This is a genomic window from Leifsonia williamsii, from assembly GCF_030433685.1.
Taxonomy (GTDB): Bacteria; Actinomycetota; Actinomycetes; order Actinomycetales; family Microbacteriaceae; genus Leifsonia; species Leifsonia williamsii.
The window spans coordinates 44903-61122 of sequence record NZ_JAROCF010000001.1 but is presented as its reverse complement, the minus strand read 5'-3'; the positions used below and the strand labels follow the sequence as shown (position 1 = coordinate 61122).

Annotated in this window: 12 protein-coding genes; 4 read left to right on the top strand and 8 right to left on the bottom strand. The window is 72.8% G+C overall.

What is annotated here, in order from left to right; translation table 11 throughout:
* The first annotated feature begins 17 nt into the window (after positions 1 to 17).
* The 3 genes from P5G50_RS00245 to P5G50_RS00235 are packed head-to-tail and all read left to right on the top strand — an operon-like array spanning position 18 to position 5594.
* Complete coding sequence (locus P5G50_RS00245; RefSeq protein ID WP_301209683.1) at positions 18 to 1490, top strand: DUF3375 domain-containing protein; 1473 nt, start codon at positions 18 to 20, stop codon at positions 1488 to 1490.
* Positions 1483 to 2235: a DUF4194 domain-containing protein gene (locus tag P5G50_RS00240; RefSeq protein WP_301209682.1), complete on the top strand. Its 753-nt coding sequence runs from the start codon at positions 1483 to 1485 to the stop codon at positions 2233 to 2235. Before P5G50_RS00245 ends, P5G50_RS00240 begins: the two co-directional genes overlap by 8 nt.
* A complete protein-coding gene (locus P5G50_RS00235; RefSeq protein ID WP_301209681.1) occupies positions 2232 to 5594 on the top strand; it encodes an ATP-binding protein in 3363 nt (1120 codons plus the stop codon). The genes P5G50_RS00240 and P5G50_RS00235 overlap by 4 nt, the downstream gene beginning before the upstream one ends.
* Before the next feature lie 43 nt (positions 5595 to 5637).
* On the opposite strand, the gene P5G50_RS00230 is transcribed toward P5G50_RS00235, so the two are convergent.
* The gene (locus tag P5G50_RS00230) at positions 5638 to 6147 is read right to left on the bottom strand and encodes a hypothetical protein (RefSeq protein WP_301209680.1); all 510 of its coding nucleotides are present in this window, start codon (positions 6145 to 6147) and stop codon (positions 5638 to 5640) included.
* Positions 6148 to 6340: 193 nt separating this feature from the next.
* Here P5G50_RS00230 and P5G50_RS00225 point away from each other — a divergent pair, with 193 nt between their 5' ends.
* Positions 6341 to 6862 carry a DUF6611 family protein gene (locus P5G50_RS00225; protein WP_301209679.1) on the top strand — a complete coding sequence of 174 codons (522 nt, stop codon included), beginning with the start codon at positions 6341 to 6343 and terminating at the stop codon, positions 6860 to 6862.
* Here the strand turns inward: P5G50_RS00225 and P5G50_RS00220 are convergent.
* The 7 genes from P5G50_RS00220 to P5G50_RS00190 form a co-directional block, all read right to left on the bottom strand.
* Positions 6859 to 7563, bottom strand: coding sequence for a response regulator (locus P5G50_RS00220; protein WP_301209678.1), 705 nt, complete (start codon positions 7561 to 7563; stop codon positions 6859 to 6861). The genes P5G50_RS00225 and P5G50_RS00220 overlap by 4 nt on opposite strands.
* Positions 7560 to 10094 carry a DUF4118 domain-containing protein gene (locus tag P5G50_RS00215; protein WP_301209677.1) on the bottom strand — a complete coding sequence of 845 codons (2535 nt, stop codon included), beginning with the start codon at positions 10092 to 10094 and terminating at the stop codon, positions 7560 to 7562. The genes P5G50_RS00220 and P5G50_RS00215 overlap by 4 nt, the downstream gene beginning before the upstream one ends.
* A gap of 2 nt (positions 10095 to 10096) precedes the next feature.
* Positions 10097 to 10711 (bottom strand): potassium-transporting ATPase subunit KdpC, encoded by a 615-nt coding sequence (gene kdpC, locus P5G50_RS00210; protein ID WP_301209676.1) that lies wholly within the window; start codon positions 10709 to 10711, stop codon positions 10097 to 10099.
* 18 nt (positions 10712 to 10729) lie between these two features.
* Positions 10730 to 12901, bottom strand: coding sequence for a potassium-transporting ATPase subunit KdpB (kdpB, locus tag P5G50_RS00205; RefSeq protein WP_301209675.1), 2172 nt, complete (start codon positions 12899 to 12901; stop codon positions 10730 to 10732).
* A gap of 2 nt (positions 12902 to 12903) precedes the next feature.
* Complete coding sequence (gene kdpA, locus P5G50_RS00200; protein ID WP_301209674.1) at positions 12904 to 14577, bottom strand: potassium-transporting ATPase subunit KdpA; 1674 nt, start codon at positions 14575 to 14577, stop codon at positions 12904 to 12906.
* Positions 14577 to 14666, bottom strand: a complete 90-nt coding sequence (locus P5G50_RS00195; RefSeq protein WP_301209673.1) for a potassium-transporting ATPase subunit F — start codon at positions 14664 to 14666, stop codon at positions 14577 to 14579. Before P5G50_RS00195 ends, kdpA begins: the two co-directional genes overlap by 1 nt.
* 251 nt (positions 14667 to 14917) lie before the next feature.
* A complete protein-coding gene (locus P5G50_RS00190) occupies positions 14918 to 16198 on the bottom strand; it encodes an arginine deiminase (protein ID WP_301209672.1) in 1281 nt (426 codons plus the stop codon).
* Positions 16199 to 16220 lie beyond the last annotated feature (22 nt).

Here is a 16220-nt window from a genome sequence, read left to right as displayed (position 1 = left end):
CCGGTTATCGTGAACTCATGACGAATACGCGCGCGGAGGCGGCGTACGTGCGCTCCGTGAACGCGTTCAAGACCCCGACCCTGCACCTGCTGCACCGGCGGTCCGCGCCGTTCGTGGTCGCCGTGCTCTCCCTCCTCTTCACCGCCGACCGGCCGGCCGTCGCGGTCGCGGACGCGCACGCCGAGCTGGGCGAGGTGCTCGACGAGCTGCGCGCGGCCGGGTACGACGAGGACGAGCGGAGGCTGCCCTCCGGCTCCGCCCGCGACATCTGCCGCGAGTGGGTGCGGGCGGGCTGGCTGCTGCCGCAGATCGAGGGCGACACCGAGGTGTACCGGCTCTCGGCGCACGCCGTCGGCGCCCTCGAGATCACCGGGCGCACCGGCGGCGGCCGGGCCCGCGTCTCCAACTCGCGCGTGCGCACACTGCTGGAGGCCGTCGAGCGCCTCGCGGGCGACGCCGAGGTCGACCCCGCCCGCCGGCTCGCCCGGCTGCGCCAGGAGCGCGAGGCTCTCGACGCCGAGATCGCGCGCCTGGAGGACGGCTTCGCCGAGCCCGCCGACGACGAGGAGCTGCTGGAGGAGGCCGAGAACATCCTCCACCTCGCCCGCGAGCTGCCCGCCGACTTCACCCGCGTCGCCGAGTCGATCAAGGCGATGCAGCGGGACGTGGTCGCCGACCTGCGCCGGGACGTGCGGCCGACCGGCGAGGTGCTGCGCGAGTACCTGGAGCGCGGCCAGCACGTCATGCAGGCCACGGCCGAGGGTCGGGCCTTCGCGGGCGCGCTGCGCCTGATCGGCGACCCGGAACGCATCGACGCGCTCACCGAGCAGTTGCACGACCTGCTCGCCCTGCCGTTCTCGCGCCTCATGGACGCCGCCCAGCGCGACGAGCTGCAGGCGGTCGCCCGGCGCATCGAGCTGGGGGTGCAGGAGGTGCTGACCGCGCAGCGCCGCGCCTCCCACGTGATCACCGGGCAGGTAAAGACGCACGACCCGGTGCGCGATCGGCAGGTGGACGAGCTGCTGCGGGATGTGATCGCCGGGTTGCAGGCCTGGACCAGCACGTCGTCGCCGGACGCGCCGGTGACGCCGGTGCGCAGCCTCCCGAACGCCGCGATCCGCCACCTGCGGCAGTCGGTGAGCGACCTGCGCGCGCCGGGGCGGCCGGCGCCGCTGACCGACGACCCCGCCGACGTCGAGTTCGTCGGCGACGACACCCGCGCCTGGGGCGGCCCGCGGTACGCCGAGCTGGAGGCGTACGTCGCAGGGCTCGGCGACGAGTTCGACCTGGGAGACGCGTTCGAGGGCGCCGACGACGAGACGAGGCGGCCGGTCGACCTGCTCGGCCTGCTGGAGATCGCGCACCGCAACGGCATGACGGAGAGCGAACGCGTCTCCGTCGTCGAGGCGCTGCGACCCGACGGCACGTCCAGGCGGTTCGCGTTCGGCGCGGTGACCGCCCGCACCATGAGGGAGCACGACCATGACTGACACCGTGACGCTGAAGGAGCCGGATGAGGTGGGCGCCGACGCCCCCTTCATCGAGCCCGTCGCGATGGAGGACGACCCCGACGAGCTGTTCCCCGGCGACCGCGGCGTGCTCGACCCGGAGGTACGGCGCGTGCTGGTGCACCTTCTCCAGCGCCGCTTCCTCGCAGCCGAGCGCAACCGGCAGGAATGGACGGTGCTGCTCGACCACCAGCAGGTGATCGAGTCGCGGCTCAACGACCTCTACGTGCGCCTGGTGATCGACCACGGCCGCGGGCTCGCGTACAAGCAGCAGGTGCGCTCCGACGAGGTGGAGGTGCCGATCCTGCTCCGCGATGTGCCGTACACCCGGTCGGAGACGCTGGTCCTCGTCCACCTGCGCACGGTGTACCAGCGCGAGTCGGCGGCGGGCGAGCCGTCGGTGCGGGTCGACGTCGAGGACATCGAGCAGACCGTGCTCAGCTACTTCGCCGATCACGACGGCGGCACCTCCCGGCGGCAGAAGGCGGTGCGCAAGGCGCTGGAGCGGCTGGCGCGCGACGGCATCGTCACCGAGGAGTCGGCCGGCCGCTACCGGATCAGCCCGCTCGTGGAGGTGGTGCTGAGCGCCGAGCGCCTGCTCGAGCTGCGCGAGTGGCTGCGCGACCAGACCGTGCAGGACGAGGACGACGAGACCGGCGCCGAGACCGCCGACGCCGAGACCGCCGACGCCGAGACCGCCCCCGCCGAGGAGGACGCTGCCCTGTGACGATGCTCGACACCCTCTTCGGGCTGATCCCCGCCGCCTCCCGGGGCCAGCAGTGGCTCGCCGAGGACCTCCAGCTGGTGAACTGGGGCGGCTACGACGGCGCCCACCGCGTGCGCTTCTCGCCCGGAGCCACCCTGCTCTGCGGCGGCTCCGGGTCGGGCAAGTCGACCCTGATGGACGCGTACATCGCGCTCATGATGCCGCACACGACCCCCTTCAACGGCGCCTCCAACGGGGGAGTTACCGGGCGCCCGCGCGGTGACGAGCAGCGCAACATCCTCTCCTACGGCCGCGGAAAGCTCGACGAGACCCGCACCGAGGAGGGCACGAAGGTGCGGGTGCTCCGCGGCGACGGCGAGGACACCTGGACCGCCGTGGCGATGACCTGGCTCGACCACGACGGGTCGCGGTTCACCGCGGTCCGCGCCTGGTACATCCCGGCCGCCGCGCGCATCCTCGAGGACACCGTGCGGGTGCGGGCGACCGTCGACGGCCCGCTCGACCTCGCTGCGCTGCAGGCGGCGGCGACGCAGCGCTTCACCGACGCGTCCCTGCGCGCCGCCGGCCTCGGCCCGATCGGCACCGACCGCGAGTTCTCGGCCCGGCTGCACGCGGTGCTCGGCATCGGCGCGGCGGGGGCGGGCGCCAAGGCCATGAGCCTGCTCGCGCGCATCCAGGCGGGCCAGCAGATCACCACGGTCGACGACCTCTACAAGCGGCTCGTGCTGGAGGAGCCGGAGACGATGACGACGGCCGACGCCGTCGTCGCGCACTTCGACGAGCTCGAGGGCACCCGCCTGCGGATGCTGGAGGCCAAGCAGCAGGTCGCCGCGCTGGAACCGATCCGCGGCCTGCGCGAGCGGATGGCGTCGGCGGCCGAGCGCATGCGGCTGATCGACGAGCTGGGCGTGCCGGCCGACCCGTCGTCGCTGGTGTCGCTGTGGCGTGCGCAGCGCCGACTGGAGCTGCTGCGCGCCGTCGAGTCCGAGGTCCGCGACCGCACGCGCGCCCTCGACGCGGCCCTGCGCGAGAAGGCGGCCCTCGCCGAGGCCGCGGAGGTCGAGCGCGAGGGGCTCGCCGACGTGCTGCGCGCCTCCGGCGGCGACCGGCTCGAGACCGCTCAGCGCGAGCTGCGTGCCGCCGAGGCGCGCCTGACGACCGTGCGGCAGAACCGCGAGCGGCTGGACGCCGACCTTCAGGTGCTCGGCGCCGAGGTCGGCAGCCGCGCCGACTTCGACGGCCTGATCGCCGGGGCGACCGCCGGCCGGGCCGACGCCGACACCCGCCGCGCCGTGCTGGCGACGTACACCGAGGCCGTTTCCGCGCAGCGGGCGGCGGAGGCCGAGGTCGCCGAGCTGGAGGGCGAGCGCCGCAGCGCCGAGCTGCACACGGGCAGCATCCCGCGCCGGCTGCACGAGTCGCGGCTGCTGCTCGCCGAGGCCGCCGGGCTGTCGCCGGACGAGCTGCCGTTCGTCGGCGAGCTGGTGGAGGTGCGGACCGAGTTCGAGCCGTGGCGCGAGGCGTTCAACCTCGCCCTCGGCGGGTTCGCCACCACCCTGCTGATCGATGCCGCCCACCTCAGCCGGTTCCGCGCCGCCGTCGATGCCGTGCGCACGCCGGAGCGGCTGCGCTACGAGGGCGTACAGGCGGGCCTGGAGGCGGGAGGCGCAAGCGACCCGCTGACCCTCCCCGGGCGCCTCGACTACCGGGAGTCGCCGTTCACCGGCTGGCTGCGGCAGCGGCTGGAGGAGCGGTTCGGCTTCGTCTGCGTCGACGACCCGGCCGACCTGTCCCTCCACCGCATGGCCGTCACCATCGCCGGGCAGATCTCGCAGGGCAGCCGCGGCGCGCACGGCGGACACGGCCGGCTCAACGTGCTCGGCTTCTCCAGCGGACGGCGGCTGCGCGAGCTCGACGAGCAGCTCGACCGGGCGCGCGCACGCCTCGCGGCGGCGCAGTCGTCGCTGGCCGACGCCGACACCGCGTACGCCTCCTTCGAGGACCGCCGGGCCGCGTCCGGGAGGGTCGCCGAGCTGACCTGGGAGCAGGTCGACGTCGACGCCGCCGAGGCCGACCGCGACCGCTGGGCGGCGCTGGAGGCGGAGGTCACCGGCAGCAACCCGGAGATCGGCCGCCTGAAGGAGCGCATCGCCGAGCTGCGCGCGAAGGCCGCCGACCTGCAGAACCAGGTCGGCCGCGACCAGGGCGAGCACGACCGCCTGGAGCAGCAGTGGGCCGGCATCTCCGACGACGTCGACGCGGCGCAGTCGATCATCGACGACGCCGAGGACGCCGGCCGCGCGCTGACCGCCGACCAGGCCGCGTACCTCGACGAGCGCTTCACCCTGGACGGCGGGCGGGAGTCGCTCGGCGCCTCCGCCCTCCTCACCCGCTTCGACGCGGCGCTCGGGATGGCCGCCCAGCGCTTGGCGGAGGACAGCCGGGCTGCGCGGGACGCCCACGAGGACCTCCGAGAGAGCATGGCGCGCGTGATGCGAACCTTCCTCGACCGCTGGGAGAACCCGAACCTGCTGGCCGACCCCGACACGTCGGTGGACGACTTCGAGCGCATGCTCGTCGCGCTCGAGACCAGCGGCCTCCACGAGCTGGAGGAGGAGTGGAGGGGCAGCCTCCTGAAGCTCTCGGGCAATGACCTCACCAACCTCGACTCGACCCTTTCGCGGTCGCTGCGCGAGATCAGGGAGCGCATCGAGCCGATCAACCGGATCATGCAGGACCTGCCGTTCTACGACGACGGCCACCGCCTGCAGATCGCCACGCGCGAGAACCAGTCGGACGCCCGCAAGCGGTTCCGCCGCGAGCTGCGCGACGTGCGCGCCCTCATCGAGGCCGCGTCGACGGAGGAGGAGCGCGAGCAGGCCTACCGCCGCATGTCCCGCCTGATCGGCCACCTCCGCCGCTCCGCCCCCGACTTCGCCGAGCTGGTGGACGTGCGCAACCACGTCCGGGTCAGCGCCGAGCGGGTGGAGGCGACGACGAAGCAGCACGTGGCCCTCTACGACCACATCGGCGAGAAGTCGGGCGGCGAGTCCCAGGAGCTGATCGCCTTCATCGTCGGAGCGGCCCTGCGCTACCAGCTCGGCGACGCCGGCGCCGAGCGCCCCCGCTACGCCCCGGTCTTCATGGACGAGGCGCTGATCAAGGCGGACGCCCACTTCACCAAGCGCGCCATCGGCGCCTGGCGCGGCCTCGGCTTCCAGCTCGTCATCGGCGCCCCGAACGACAAGTACAGCGCGATCGAACCGCACGTGGACGTGGAGTACACGATCCTGAAGGACACGCGCGGGCGGTCGTGGGCGAAGGCGAAGGTGGGGGTGGACGAGGGCGCGGTGGCCTAGGGCATCGAGCGGCGGCGGGGCGGGAGGACCGGACGCGTCGGGCTCACCGCCCGCAGCGCCCGCTCCACTCGTCCGCCGACGCCGGGCCTCCCTCCGACGCCGCACCCGCCGCCCCCCGCCGCCGCGGGTCCACTTCGTGCAGCGTCACCATCGACCGCGCCGGAATCACCACCAGGTCGCCGACGACGAGGTCGCCGGGCAGCTCGACCTCCCCACCCCCGACCAGCACCCGCCGGGCCGGCGCGACGGTGAGGCGGCCGACGAGCCGCGCCTGCTCCATGTCGGCGTCGACCGTCGACACGTCCGCGTCGAACCACAGCGCGAGGGAGCCGTCGGCGCGGCGCTCGAGGTGCTGGACGCGGGTGACGATCACCGAGAGCGTCTCGTCGGTGTGCAGGCACGGCGTTCCGCACCACGCGGCCAGCCGGATCATCGAGACGCCGGCCACCACCACGTCGTCGACGGTCGCGCGGGTGTGGGCTGGCCAGTGCGCCGGGTGGAGGGGCTCGGGGAGGGTGCGGCGCAGGGTGGGGAGGATGCGTGTCAGGGTCATGCGCTCCGGTCTACGCGAGCGAAGGCGGCGGAGGGGCGGCCCTGACGAGACCCATGCGGCGGCCGCCCGGAAAAACACGGAACCCTTACGGTCGGCCCGCGTGGCGTAGGGGAAGCGTCAGGAGATCGCGCAGACGCGTATGCGTTCCGTCAGGGGTGGGATCGCCCGGCGGTCGGCGGCACACGATGGAGTCGTGCGCGAACTGTTGAGGCGTCTGACCGAGGGCTCGCTCCGCTGGGGCGCCGTGGAGCACGCCCCCGCGTCTCCCACGGTGTGGCGGCGCATCACCGTCACTGTGTACCCGCCGGGCGTGACCACGGCCGAGCGCCGGCTGTTGCATGCCGGCCGGTGGTGGCCGTTCGCCGGCGCGGTGATCGGGGTCTTCGGGATGGCCGTCGCCGCCGACCATGTGCCTCCGGTGCTCGCCGGGTTCCTGGCCGTCGCCTGCTACATCGCGTCGTGCTGGGCGCTGCACCGCCGTACGGCCGGGCTGCGGGCGCGGTCGCGAACGGTGACGGCCGTCTTCTACCGCACCGCGTACGAGGACGCCGTCTACGGCGACCCGGTGCGGGTGCGGGAGGTGATCGGCCGGTTCCGCGAGCTGGAGGATCGGCGCGCCGCGGGCGACCTCGACCCGGTCGGGTACGAGCGCGAGTGGGGGCTGCTCTACGACTCCGTGCCCGAGCAGGAGTCGCTGCGCCGCGTGCCCCGCTAGCCCGCGGGCTCCTCGGCGTCCAGCTCCAGCCGGTAGCCCATGCCCGGCTCGGTGAGGAGGTGGCGCGGGTGGGCCGGGTCGGCCTCCAGCTTCTTCCGCAGCTGTGAGACGTAGAGCCGCAGGTAGCCCGAGTCGCTGACGTGCTCCGAGCCCCAGATCGTGGTCAGCATGGTCTGGCGGCTCACCAGGCGGCCGGGGTTGCGGAGGAGCACCTCCAGCACCTGCCACTCGGTGGGCGTCAGGCGGACGTGGGTCGACCCCTCCGGCGTCGTGCGGGTGACGGCGCGCGCGCCGAGGTCGATCGTCACGTCGCCCAGCGCGACCACGGTGTCGACGTCGTGGTGCGTCGTGCGGCGGGTGAGCGCCCGGATGCGGGCGAACAGCTCCTCGATGGCGAACGGCTTGGTCATGTAGTCGTCGGCTCCGGCGTCGAGCGCGTCGACCTTGTCGCCGGCGCTCGTGCGGCCGGAGACGACGAGGATGGGCGCGTCCGACCAGCCGCGGATCGCGTGGATGACCTGGATGCCGTCGAGCTGCGGCATCCCGAGGTCGAGCAGGTAGAGGTCGGGGTGGTGGTCGACCGCCACCGAGACCGCCTCGGCGCCGTCGGCGGCGTGAAGGATGTCGTAGCCCTTCGCCCCGAGCGTGATGCGCAGGGCGCGCAGCAGCTGGGGGTCGTCGTCAGCGATCAGGACCTTCATCGGGCGTCCTCCCGGTCGGTGGTGGCGGCGGGGGTGGGGGTGGAGGCGCGTTCAGCGGGCGCCGCCGGCAGCGACACCACCATGGTGAGCCCGCCGCCGGGGGTGTCCTCGGGCGAGAGCGTGCCGCTCATCCCCTCCACGAACCCCTTGGAGAGCGCGAGCCCGAGGCCGAGGCCGGTCGTGTTGTCGGTGTCGCCGAGCCGCTGGAACGGCACGAACACGTCGTCGCGGCGCTCGGGCGGGATGCCGGGGCCGTGGTCGACGACCCGCAACTCCACTCTGCCCGCGAAGGTGCTGGCGCTGAGCCGCACCGGCCGGCCCTCCGGACTGTGCCGCACGGCGTTCGCGAGCAGGTTGACGACGACGCGCTGCAGGAGGCCGGGGTCGGCGAGCGCGGGAGGGAGGTCGTCGCCGACGTGCAGCTCGACCGCATCCGGCCCGAGGGCGAGCTCGTCGAGGGCGGGCGCGATGGTGTCGGCGACGTCGACGGGGACGGGCGAGACGGCGAGGACGCCGGCCTGCAGCCGGCTGACGTCGAGCAGGTCGGTGACGAGCCCGGTGAGGGTGCGGAGGCTCTCGTGCGCGGTGGCGAGCAGCTCCTCCCGGTCGCGCTCGTCGAGGTGGGCGCCGGCGGTGCGCAGCCCGCCGACGGCGGCTGCCGCGGCCGCTAGTGGGCGTCGCAGGTCGTGGCTGAGAGCCGAGAGCAGGGCGGTCCTGATCCGGTCGGAGGCGGCGAGCGGCAGGGCCTCGTCCGCGGCCTCCTGCAGGTCGCTGTGCTCGAGCGCCGCGCGGAGCTGCGCGACGATGACGGCGAGCAGCCTCCGCTCCGAGGCGGGCAGGTCCGGGCCGTGCAGCTCCAGCACGGCATGCTCGCCGACGGGGAGGGCGGTGTGCCGGTCGTCCGGGAGCCCCTCGCCGCTCGTCGCGAGCACGGTGTCGCCGCGGACGAGCCGTACGCCGGGCAGCGCGAACGCCTCCCTGGTCCGCTCGACCAGGGCCTGCACGGCGCCCTGCCCGCGGAGCACGCTGCCCGCGATCGTCTGCAGCAGTTCCGCCTCCGCCGCCGAGCGCTGGGCCGCGCGGGTCTTGCGGGCGGACGTGTCGACGATGACGCTGACGAGGACCGCGTTGACGACGTAGAGGCCGATGGCGACGAGGTGGAGGGGCCGGCTGATCGTGATGGTGTTGTACGGCTCCACGAAGAAGAAGTCGAGGGTCAGCCCCGAGAGCACGGCCGCGAACAGGGCGGGCCAGATGCCGCCGACCAGGGCGACGACCACGACGAGCAGCTGGTAGGCGAGCACGTCGCTGGTGATCGAGTCGGCCGAGCGGAAGGTCACCAGCAGCCACGTGAGCAGCGGGCCGGCGAGCAGCGCCAGCAGGAAGCCGCTCAGCCGGCGTCGCAGGGTCAGCGCCCCGCCGATGCGCGGGAGCGCGAACCGGCCGCCCGCGGCGTCGTGGTTGACGATGTGCACGTCGATGTTGCCGGCCTCCCGGATGACGGTCGCGCCGATCCCCGGACCGGTGAGGAGGGCGGCGAGCCGGCTGCGCCGCGAGACGCCGATGACGAGCTGGGTGGCGTTGACCGAGCGGGCGAAGGCGACCAGGGCCTCCGGGATATCGGTCCCGACCACCTGGTGGAAGGTGCCGCCGAGCTGCTCCACCAGCGAGCGCTGCTGGGCGAGGGCGGCCGGGTCGATGGCGCGCAGGCCGTCCTGGCTCGTGACGTGCACGGCGAGCAGCTCACCGCCGGAGGAGCGGGCGGCGATCCGGGCGCCGCGGCGCAGCAGGGTCTCGCCCTCCTGCCCGCCGGTCAGGGTGACGACGACGCGCTCGCGCGCCTCCCAGGTGCTGTCGATGCCGTGCTCGGTGCGGTAGTCGCGCAGGGCCTGGTCGACCTCGTCGGCGAGCCAGAGCAGTGCCAGCTCGCGCAGCGCGGTGAGGTTGCCGAGGCGGAAGTAGTTGGAGAGCGCGGCGTCGATCCGTTCGGCCGGATAGACGAAACCGCCCGAGAGGCGATCGCGCAGCGCCTGCGGGGCCAGGTCGATCACCTCGACCTGGTCGGCGGCCCGGAGCACCTCGTCGGGGATCGTCTCGCGCTGCGGGACCCCCGTGATCTGCTCGACCACGTCGTTCAGCGACTCGATGTGCTGGATGTTGACGGTCGATATGACGTGGATGCCCGCGGCGAGCAGCTCCTCCACGTCCCGCCAGCGCTTCTGGTTGCGCGAGCCGGGGGCGTTCGTGTGGGCGAGCTCGTCGACCAGCGCGATCGTCGGCGCTCGCCGCAGCACGGCGTCGAGGTCGAGCTCGTCGAGCTCCACGTCCCGGTGCGAGAGCGACCGCCGCGGCACGATCTCGAGCCCGGCCGTCATGGCGGCCGTCGCCGCGCGACCGTGGGTCTCCACGATCGCGACGACGACGTCCGTGCCCTCGCCGGCCAGCCTCTTGCCCTCCTCGAGCATCGTGTAGGTCTTGCCGACGCCCGGGGCGGCGCCGAGCAGCACCCGGAGCCGCCCGCGGTGGGTCATGGTCAGCCCTTCAGCTTCTCGAGCGCGAGGTTGAGCTGCAGCACGTTCACGGTCGGCTCGCCGAGGTACCCGACGTCGCGACCCTGGGTGTGCTCGGCGACGAGCGTGCGCACCGACGCCTCGGAGAGATCGCGGGCCTCGGCGACCCGGCGCACCTGCAGCTCGGCGTACGCGGGGCTGATGTGGGGGTCGAGGCCCGAGCCGGAGGCGGTCACCGCGTCCGCGGGGACCGCGCTCTCGGCGACGCCGTTGAAGGAGGCGACGGCCGCCTTGCGCTCGCGGATCGCCGCGATCAGGTCCGGGTTCTCGGGGCCGAGGTTGGAGCCGGAGGAGGCCTTCCCGTCGTACCCGTCGCCGGCGGCGGACGGGCGCGGCTGGAAGAACTGCGGCAGCGGCTTGCCGTCCCCGTCGGAGAAGGACTGCCCGATCAGGGCGGAGCCGACCACCTGGCCGGCCTCGTCCTTCACGGTCGAGCCGTTCGCCTGCCAGGGCAGCGCGAGCTGGCCGACGGCCGTGATCACGAGCATGTAGCCGACGCCCAGCACGAGGGTCAGCAGGACCATCGAGCGGATCGCGACCCAGGTGAGGCGGCCGGTGGAGCGGGTTGTGGTGTTCATTGCGTACGGCTCCTGAGCTCAGAATCCGGGGATGAGGCGGACGACCAGGTCGATCAGCCAGATCCCGATGAAGGGGGCGATGATGCCGCCGACGCCGTAGACCAGGAGGTTGCGGCTGAGGGTGGCGGAGGCGTTGGCGGCCCGGTAGCGGACGCCGCGCAGCGCGAGCGGGACGAGCAGCACGATCACGATCGCGTTGAAGATCACGGCCGACAGCACCGCGGAGGCGGGGGAGTGCAGGCCCATGATGTTGAGCACCGACAGCCCGGGGAAGACCCCCATGAACATGGCCGGGATGATGGCGAAGTACTTCGCCACGTCGTTCGCGATCGAGAAGGTGGTGAGCGCTCCGCGGGTGATCAGCAGCTGCTTGCCGATCCGGACGATGTCGATGAGCTTCGTCGGGTCGGAGTCGAGGTCGACCATGTTGCCGGCCTCCTTCGCCGCCGAGGTGCCCGAGTTCATCGCCACGCCGACGTCCGCCTGCGCGAGCGCGGGGGCGTCGTTCGTGCCGTCACCGGTCATCGCGACGAGGTTGCCGCCCTCCTGCTCCGTGCGGATGTAGGCGAGCTTCTGCTCGGGGGTGGCCTCCGCGAGGAAGTCGTCGACGCCGGCCTCCTTCGCGATGGCCTGCGCGGTGAGCGGGTTGTCGCCGGTGATCATCACGGTGCGGATGCCCATGGCGCGCAGCTCGGCGAAGCGCTCGGCGAGCCCCTCCTTGACGACGTCCTTGAGGTGGACGACGCCGAGGACCTCGCCCGTGCCGTCGGCGCTCTTCCTGGCGACGACGAGCGGAGTGCCGCCGCTCTGCGAGATGTGCTCGGTGTGCTCCTCCAGCTCCGCCACCAGGCTCGAGGCGAGGCGCGTGCCGTCGGCCTCCAGCCAGGCGATGACCGCCGAGCCGGCGCCCTTGCGGATCTGCGTGCCGTCCGGCAGGTCGAGCCCCGACATGCGGGTCTGGGCGGTGAAGGGCACGATCTCGCCGGGGGCGGTGGTCCCGACGTCGACGCCCTCGCGCACGGCGAGCTCCACGATCGAGGTGCCCTCCGGCGTCGGGTCGGCGAGCGACGACAGCGCGGCGGCGCGGATCAGCTCCTGCTCCTGCACCCCGCCGAGCCGCACGAAGGCGCTCGCCCGGCGGTTGCCGTAGGTGATCGTGCCGGTCTTGTCGAGCAGCAGCGTGGTGACGTCGCCCGCGGCCTCCACGGCCCGGCCGGACATCGCCAGCACGTTGCGCTGCACCAGCCGGTCCATGCCGGCGATGCCGATGGCGCTCAGGAGGGCGCCGATGGTCGTCGGGATCAGGCACACCAGCAGGGCGACCAGTACCGCGATGCTCACCGGCTTCGCGGCGTACGACGCGATCGGGTTCAGGGTGAGCGCCACCACCACGAAGACGATGGTCAGGGCGGCGAGGAGGATCGACAGCGCGATCTCGTTGGGCGTCTTCTGCCGGGCGGCGCCCTCGACGAGCGCGATCATCCGGTCGACGAAGGTCTCGCCCGGCTTCGACGTGATGCGCACGACGATGCGGTCCGAGAGCACGCGGGTGCCGCCGGTGACGGCGCTGCGGTCGCCTCCTGACTCCCGGATGACCGGAGCCGACTCGCCGGTGATGGCCGACTCGTCGACCGAGGCGATCCCCCAGACGATGTCGCCGTCGCCGGGGATCAGGTCGCCGGCGGCCACGACGACCGTGTCGCCGAGGCGCAGGTCGGCGGACGAGACGTCCTCCATCACGGCCCGCTCGGCGGACGGATCGACGGAGGCGTCATAGTCGGCGACCCGGTGCGCGGTCGTGCTCGTGCGCGTCTTGCGGAGCGTGTCGGCCTGCGCCTTGCCGCGCCCCTCGGCCACGGCCTCGGCCAGGTTGGCGAACAGGACCGTCAGCCAGAGCCAGATCGCGATGGCCCCGGTGAACGACCAGGGCACGACGGTGCCGCCGGACTCCGCCGGGCCGCCGAGGAACGGCTCGGCCACGGCCAGTGCGGTGGTGAGCACGGCGCCGACCCAGACCACGAACATGACCGGGTTGCGCCACTGCAGGCGCGGGTCGAGCTTGCGGAACGTGCCGGGGAGCGCCTGCACGATCTGGCTCCAGGAGAACGCGCCGGCGGGTGTCCGCGGCGCGGGGCCGTGCGGCTCGTGGCCCGCGGGCGCGGGTGTCGTTGCGGTGGTGGTGATGGACATCGTTACTGCAGCCCTTCCGCCAGGGGACCCAGCGTGAGAACGGGGAAGAAGGTGAGGGCGGTCACGAGGACGGTGACCGTGGTGAGCAGGCCGACGAACTGCGGGCGGTGCGTGGGCAGCGTGCCCGCGTTGGCGGGCACCTTGTCCTGCGCCGCGAGCGATCCGGCCAGCGCGAGCACGAACACGATCGGCACGAACCGGCCGACGAGGATGGCCACGCCGAGCGCGGTGTTCATCCACGGGGTGTTCGCGGTCAGGCCGGCGAACGCCGAGCCGTTGTTGTTGGCCGCCGAGGTGAAGGCGTAGAGCACCTCCGACATCCCGTGCACGCCCGGGTTGAGGATGGAGGTCTTCTCCACGCTCTCGCGGACGCCGGGGAGGACGAAGCTGAGCGCCGTCCCGATCAGCACCGTCGCGGGCATCACCAGGATGTAGAGGCCGGCCAGCTTGATCTCGCGCGGGCCGATCCTCTTGCCCAGGTACTCCGGGGTGCGGCCGATCAGCAGCCCGGCGATGAAGACGGCGATCACGGCGAGCACGAGGATCGCGTACAGGCCCGAGCCGACGCCGCCGGGCGAGACTTCGCCGAGCATCATGTTCAGCATCGGCAGCATCCCGCCGAGGGCCGTGAACGAGTCGTGCATCGCGTTGACCGCGCCCGTGGAGGTTCCGGTGCTGGTGGTCGAGAACAGCGTCGAGCCGAGGATGCCGAAGCGGTCCTCCTTGCCCTCCAGCGCCGCGCCGGCCAGCTCGGGGGCGGTGCCGCGACCGGCGGTCTCGAGGGCGGTGAGGATCGCGAACGAGGCGACGTAGAGGATGCCCATCACGCTGAGGATCGCGTACCCCTGCTTGTTGCTGCCGACCATGCGGCCGAAGGTGCGCGGGAGGGCGAACGGGATGACCAGCATGAGCAGGACCTCCACCACGTTGGTCCACGCGGTGGGGTTCTCGAACGGGTGCGCCGAGTTGGCGTTGAAGAAGCCGCCTCCGTTGGTGCCGAGCAGCTTGATCGCCTCCTGCGACGCGACCGGGCCGCCGGGGATCGACTGCGTGGCGCCGCTCAGCGTCGTCACGTCGGTGAACCCGTTGAGGTTCTGGATGACCCCGCCCGCGAGGAGCACGATCGCGCCGATCACCGCGATCGGCAGCAGCAGGCGCAGGGAGCCGCGGATCAGGTCGACCCAGAAGTTGCCGATGGTGCCGGACCGGCGGGAGGCGAACCCGCGCACCAGGGCGATGGCGACCGCCAGGCCGACGGCCGCCGAGACGAAGTTCTGCACGGCGAGCCCGGCGAACTGCACGGTGTAGCCGAGCGTCTGCTCCGGCGAGTACGACTGCCAGTTGGTGTTGCCGACGAAGGAGGCGGCCGTGTTGAACGAGAGGTCCTCCGACGGGGCCGGGAGGCCGAGCGAGTACGGCAGCCACTGCTGCAGCCGCTGCAGCCCGTAGAGGAGCAGCAGGCCGACGGCGGAGAAGACGAGCACGCTGCGCAGGTAGGCCTGCCAGGTCTGCTCGGAGCGGGGGTCGACGCCGATGAGGCGGTAGATGCCGCGCTCGACGCGCCAGTCCTTCCGCGACGTGTAGATCCAGGCCATGTAGTCGCCGAGCGGGCGGTACAGCACCGCGAGGACGAGGGCGACCGTGAGCAGGGCCGCGATCGCGAACAACCAGGTCATCAGAACTTCTCCGGCTTCACGAGGGCGACCACCAGATAGAACAGGGCGGCCACGGCGAGGGCGGCGGCGATCAGCTCGAAGACGATCACAGCTTCTCCACCGCCCTGCCGACCAGGCCGAAGATCACGAACAGGGCGATCACGCCCAGTACGTAGACGACGTCAAGCACGAGAGACACTCCAGTCAGGAGGGATGGCGCCCGCCGGTCGGCGGCCGCACGCCCACAGGCGCAATGCCCGATCCAACACCGGTGCGGAGGCCCCTCAGCGGGTGCTAACGGAATCCATACGGCCCGGGCGGGATTCCTAACGGATCCCCGGCGTCACTCCGTGCCGCGTGCTCAGTAGTCGACCGCGTCACGCGCGATCGGGCACGTCATGCAGTGCCCGCCGCCGCGGCCGCGGCCGAGCTCCGCGCCGACGATCGGGATCACCTCGACGCCGGCCTTCTCCAGCAGCGCGTTGGTCGCGGTGTTGCGGTCGTACGTGTAGACGACGCCGGGGCGCAGGGCCACGGCGTTGTTGCCGCTGTCCCACTGCTGCCGCTCGGACTCGTAGTTGTCGCCCGCCGTCTCGATCACCCGAAGGCGGTCCAGCCCGAGCGCCGACGCGACGACGTCGACGAACGCGCGCTGCCCCTCGTCGATGACCGCCACTACGGGCGTCCGGCCGGGGGACGCATGGTCGGAGGACGCGTGGTCGGAGGGCCGGAGCGTGAACGTGCGCACCTGGTCCATGATGCGCGGGTACAGCGTGACGATGTCCCGGTCGGCGAACGTAAAGACGGTGTCGAGGTGCATGGCGGAGCGCAGCCGGGGCATCGCCGCGACGATGACCCGCTCGGCCGCGCCCTGGTCGAACAGTGCTGCGGCGAGCTGCGTGATCGCCTGGCGCGAGGTGCGCTCGCTCATCCCGATCAGCACGACGCCGTTGCCCACCGGCATCACGTCGCCGCCCTCGAGGGTGGCGCGGCCCTGATCCTCCTCCGGGTCGCCCCACCACACGGTCGAGCCGGCGAACCCGGGGTGGAACCGGTAGACGGCCTTCATGAGCAGCGTCTCGTCGTGTCGCGCCGGCCAGTACAGCGGGTTCAGCGTGACGCCGCCATAGATCCAGCAGGTCGTATCGCGGGTGTAGAGGGTGTTGGGGAGGGGCGGCATCAGGTACTCCCACCCTCCCGTCGAGTCCTGCGCCAGGGCGAGATGGTCGTTGCCGTACTGCTCGGGCAGGTCGCGCGCCGACAGGCCCCCGATCAGGAACCGCGCCAGCTCGGCCGGCGTGAGCGTCTCCAGGTACTCCCGCGTCGGTTCGACGAGCCCCGGCCCGACGAGCGACGGCTGGAGCTTGCGGTCGAGCAGCCAGTCGCGCGCCTCCGCGGTCGCCACGGTCTCGGCGAGGGCCTCGTGCAGCTCCACCACCTCCACGCCGCGCGAGCGCAGGTCGCCGACGAAGGCGGCGTGGTCGCGGACGGCGTTGTCGACCCACATCACGTCGTCGAACAGCAGCTCGTCGGAGTTGGTCGGCGTCAGCCGGTGATGCGCGAGGCCCGGCGAGCAGACGAGGACCTTGCGCAGCTGCCCGACCTCGGAGTGGACGCCGTGGGGCGCGGTTGCATCAGACACGTGACTTCCTTCCCATGGGATG

What these genes read in the sequence shown, in the direction of transcription:
- P5G50_RS00245 (WP_301209683.1), top strand. Translation starts at nt 18, where the DNA reads ATGACGAATACGCGCGCGGAGGCGGCGTACGTGCGCTCCGTGAACGCG.
- P5G50_RS00240 (WP_301209682.1), top strand. Translation starts at nt 1,483, where the DNA reads ATGACTGACACCGTGACGCTGAAGGAGCCGGATGAGGTGGGCGCCGAC.
- P5G50_RS00230 (WP_301209680.1), bottom strand. Translation starts at nt 6,147, where the DNA reads ATGACCCTGACACGCATCCTCCCCACCCTGCGCCGCACCCTCCCCGAG.
- P5G50_RS00220 (WP_301209678.1), bottom strand. Translation starts at nt 7,563, where the DNA reads ATGAAGGTCCTGATCGCTGACGACGACCCCCAGCTGCTGCGCGCCCTG.
- P5G50_RS00215 (WP_301209677.1), bottom strand. Translation starts at nt 10,094, where the DNA reads ATGACCCACCGCGGGCGGCTCCGGGTGCTGCTCGGCGCCGCCCCGGGC.
- kdpC (WP_301209676.1), bottom strand. Translation starts at nt 10,711, where the DNA reads ATGAACACCACAACCCGCTCCACCGGCCGCCTCACCTGGGTCGCGATC.
- kdpB (WP_301209675.1), bottom strand. Translation starts at nt 12,901, where the DNA reads ATGTCCATCACCACCACCGCAACGACACCCGCGCCCGCGGGCCACGAG.
- kdpA (WP_301209674.1), bottom strand. Translation starts at nt 14,577, where the DNA reads ATGACCTGGTTGTTCGCGATCGCGGCCCTGCTCACGGTCGCCCTCGTC.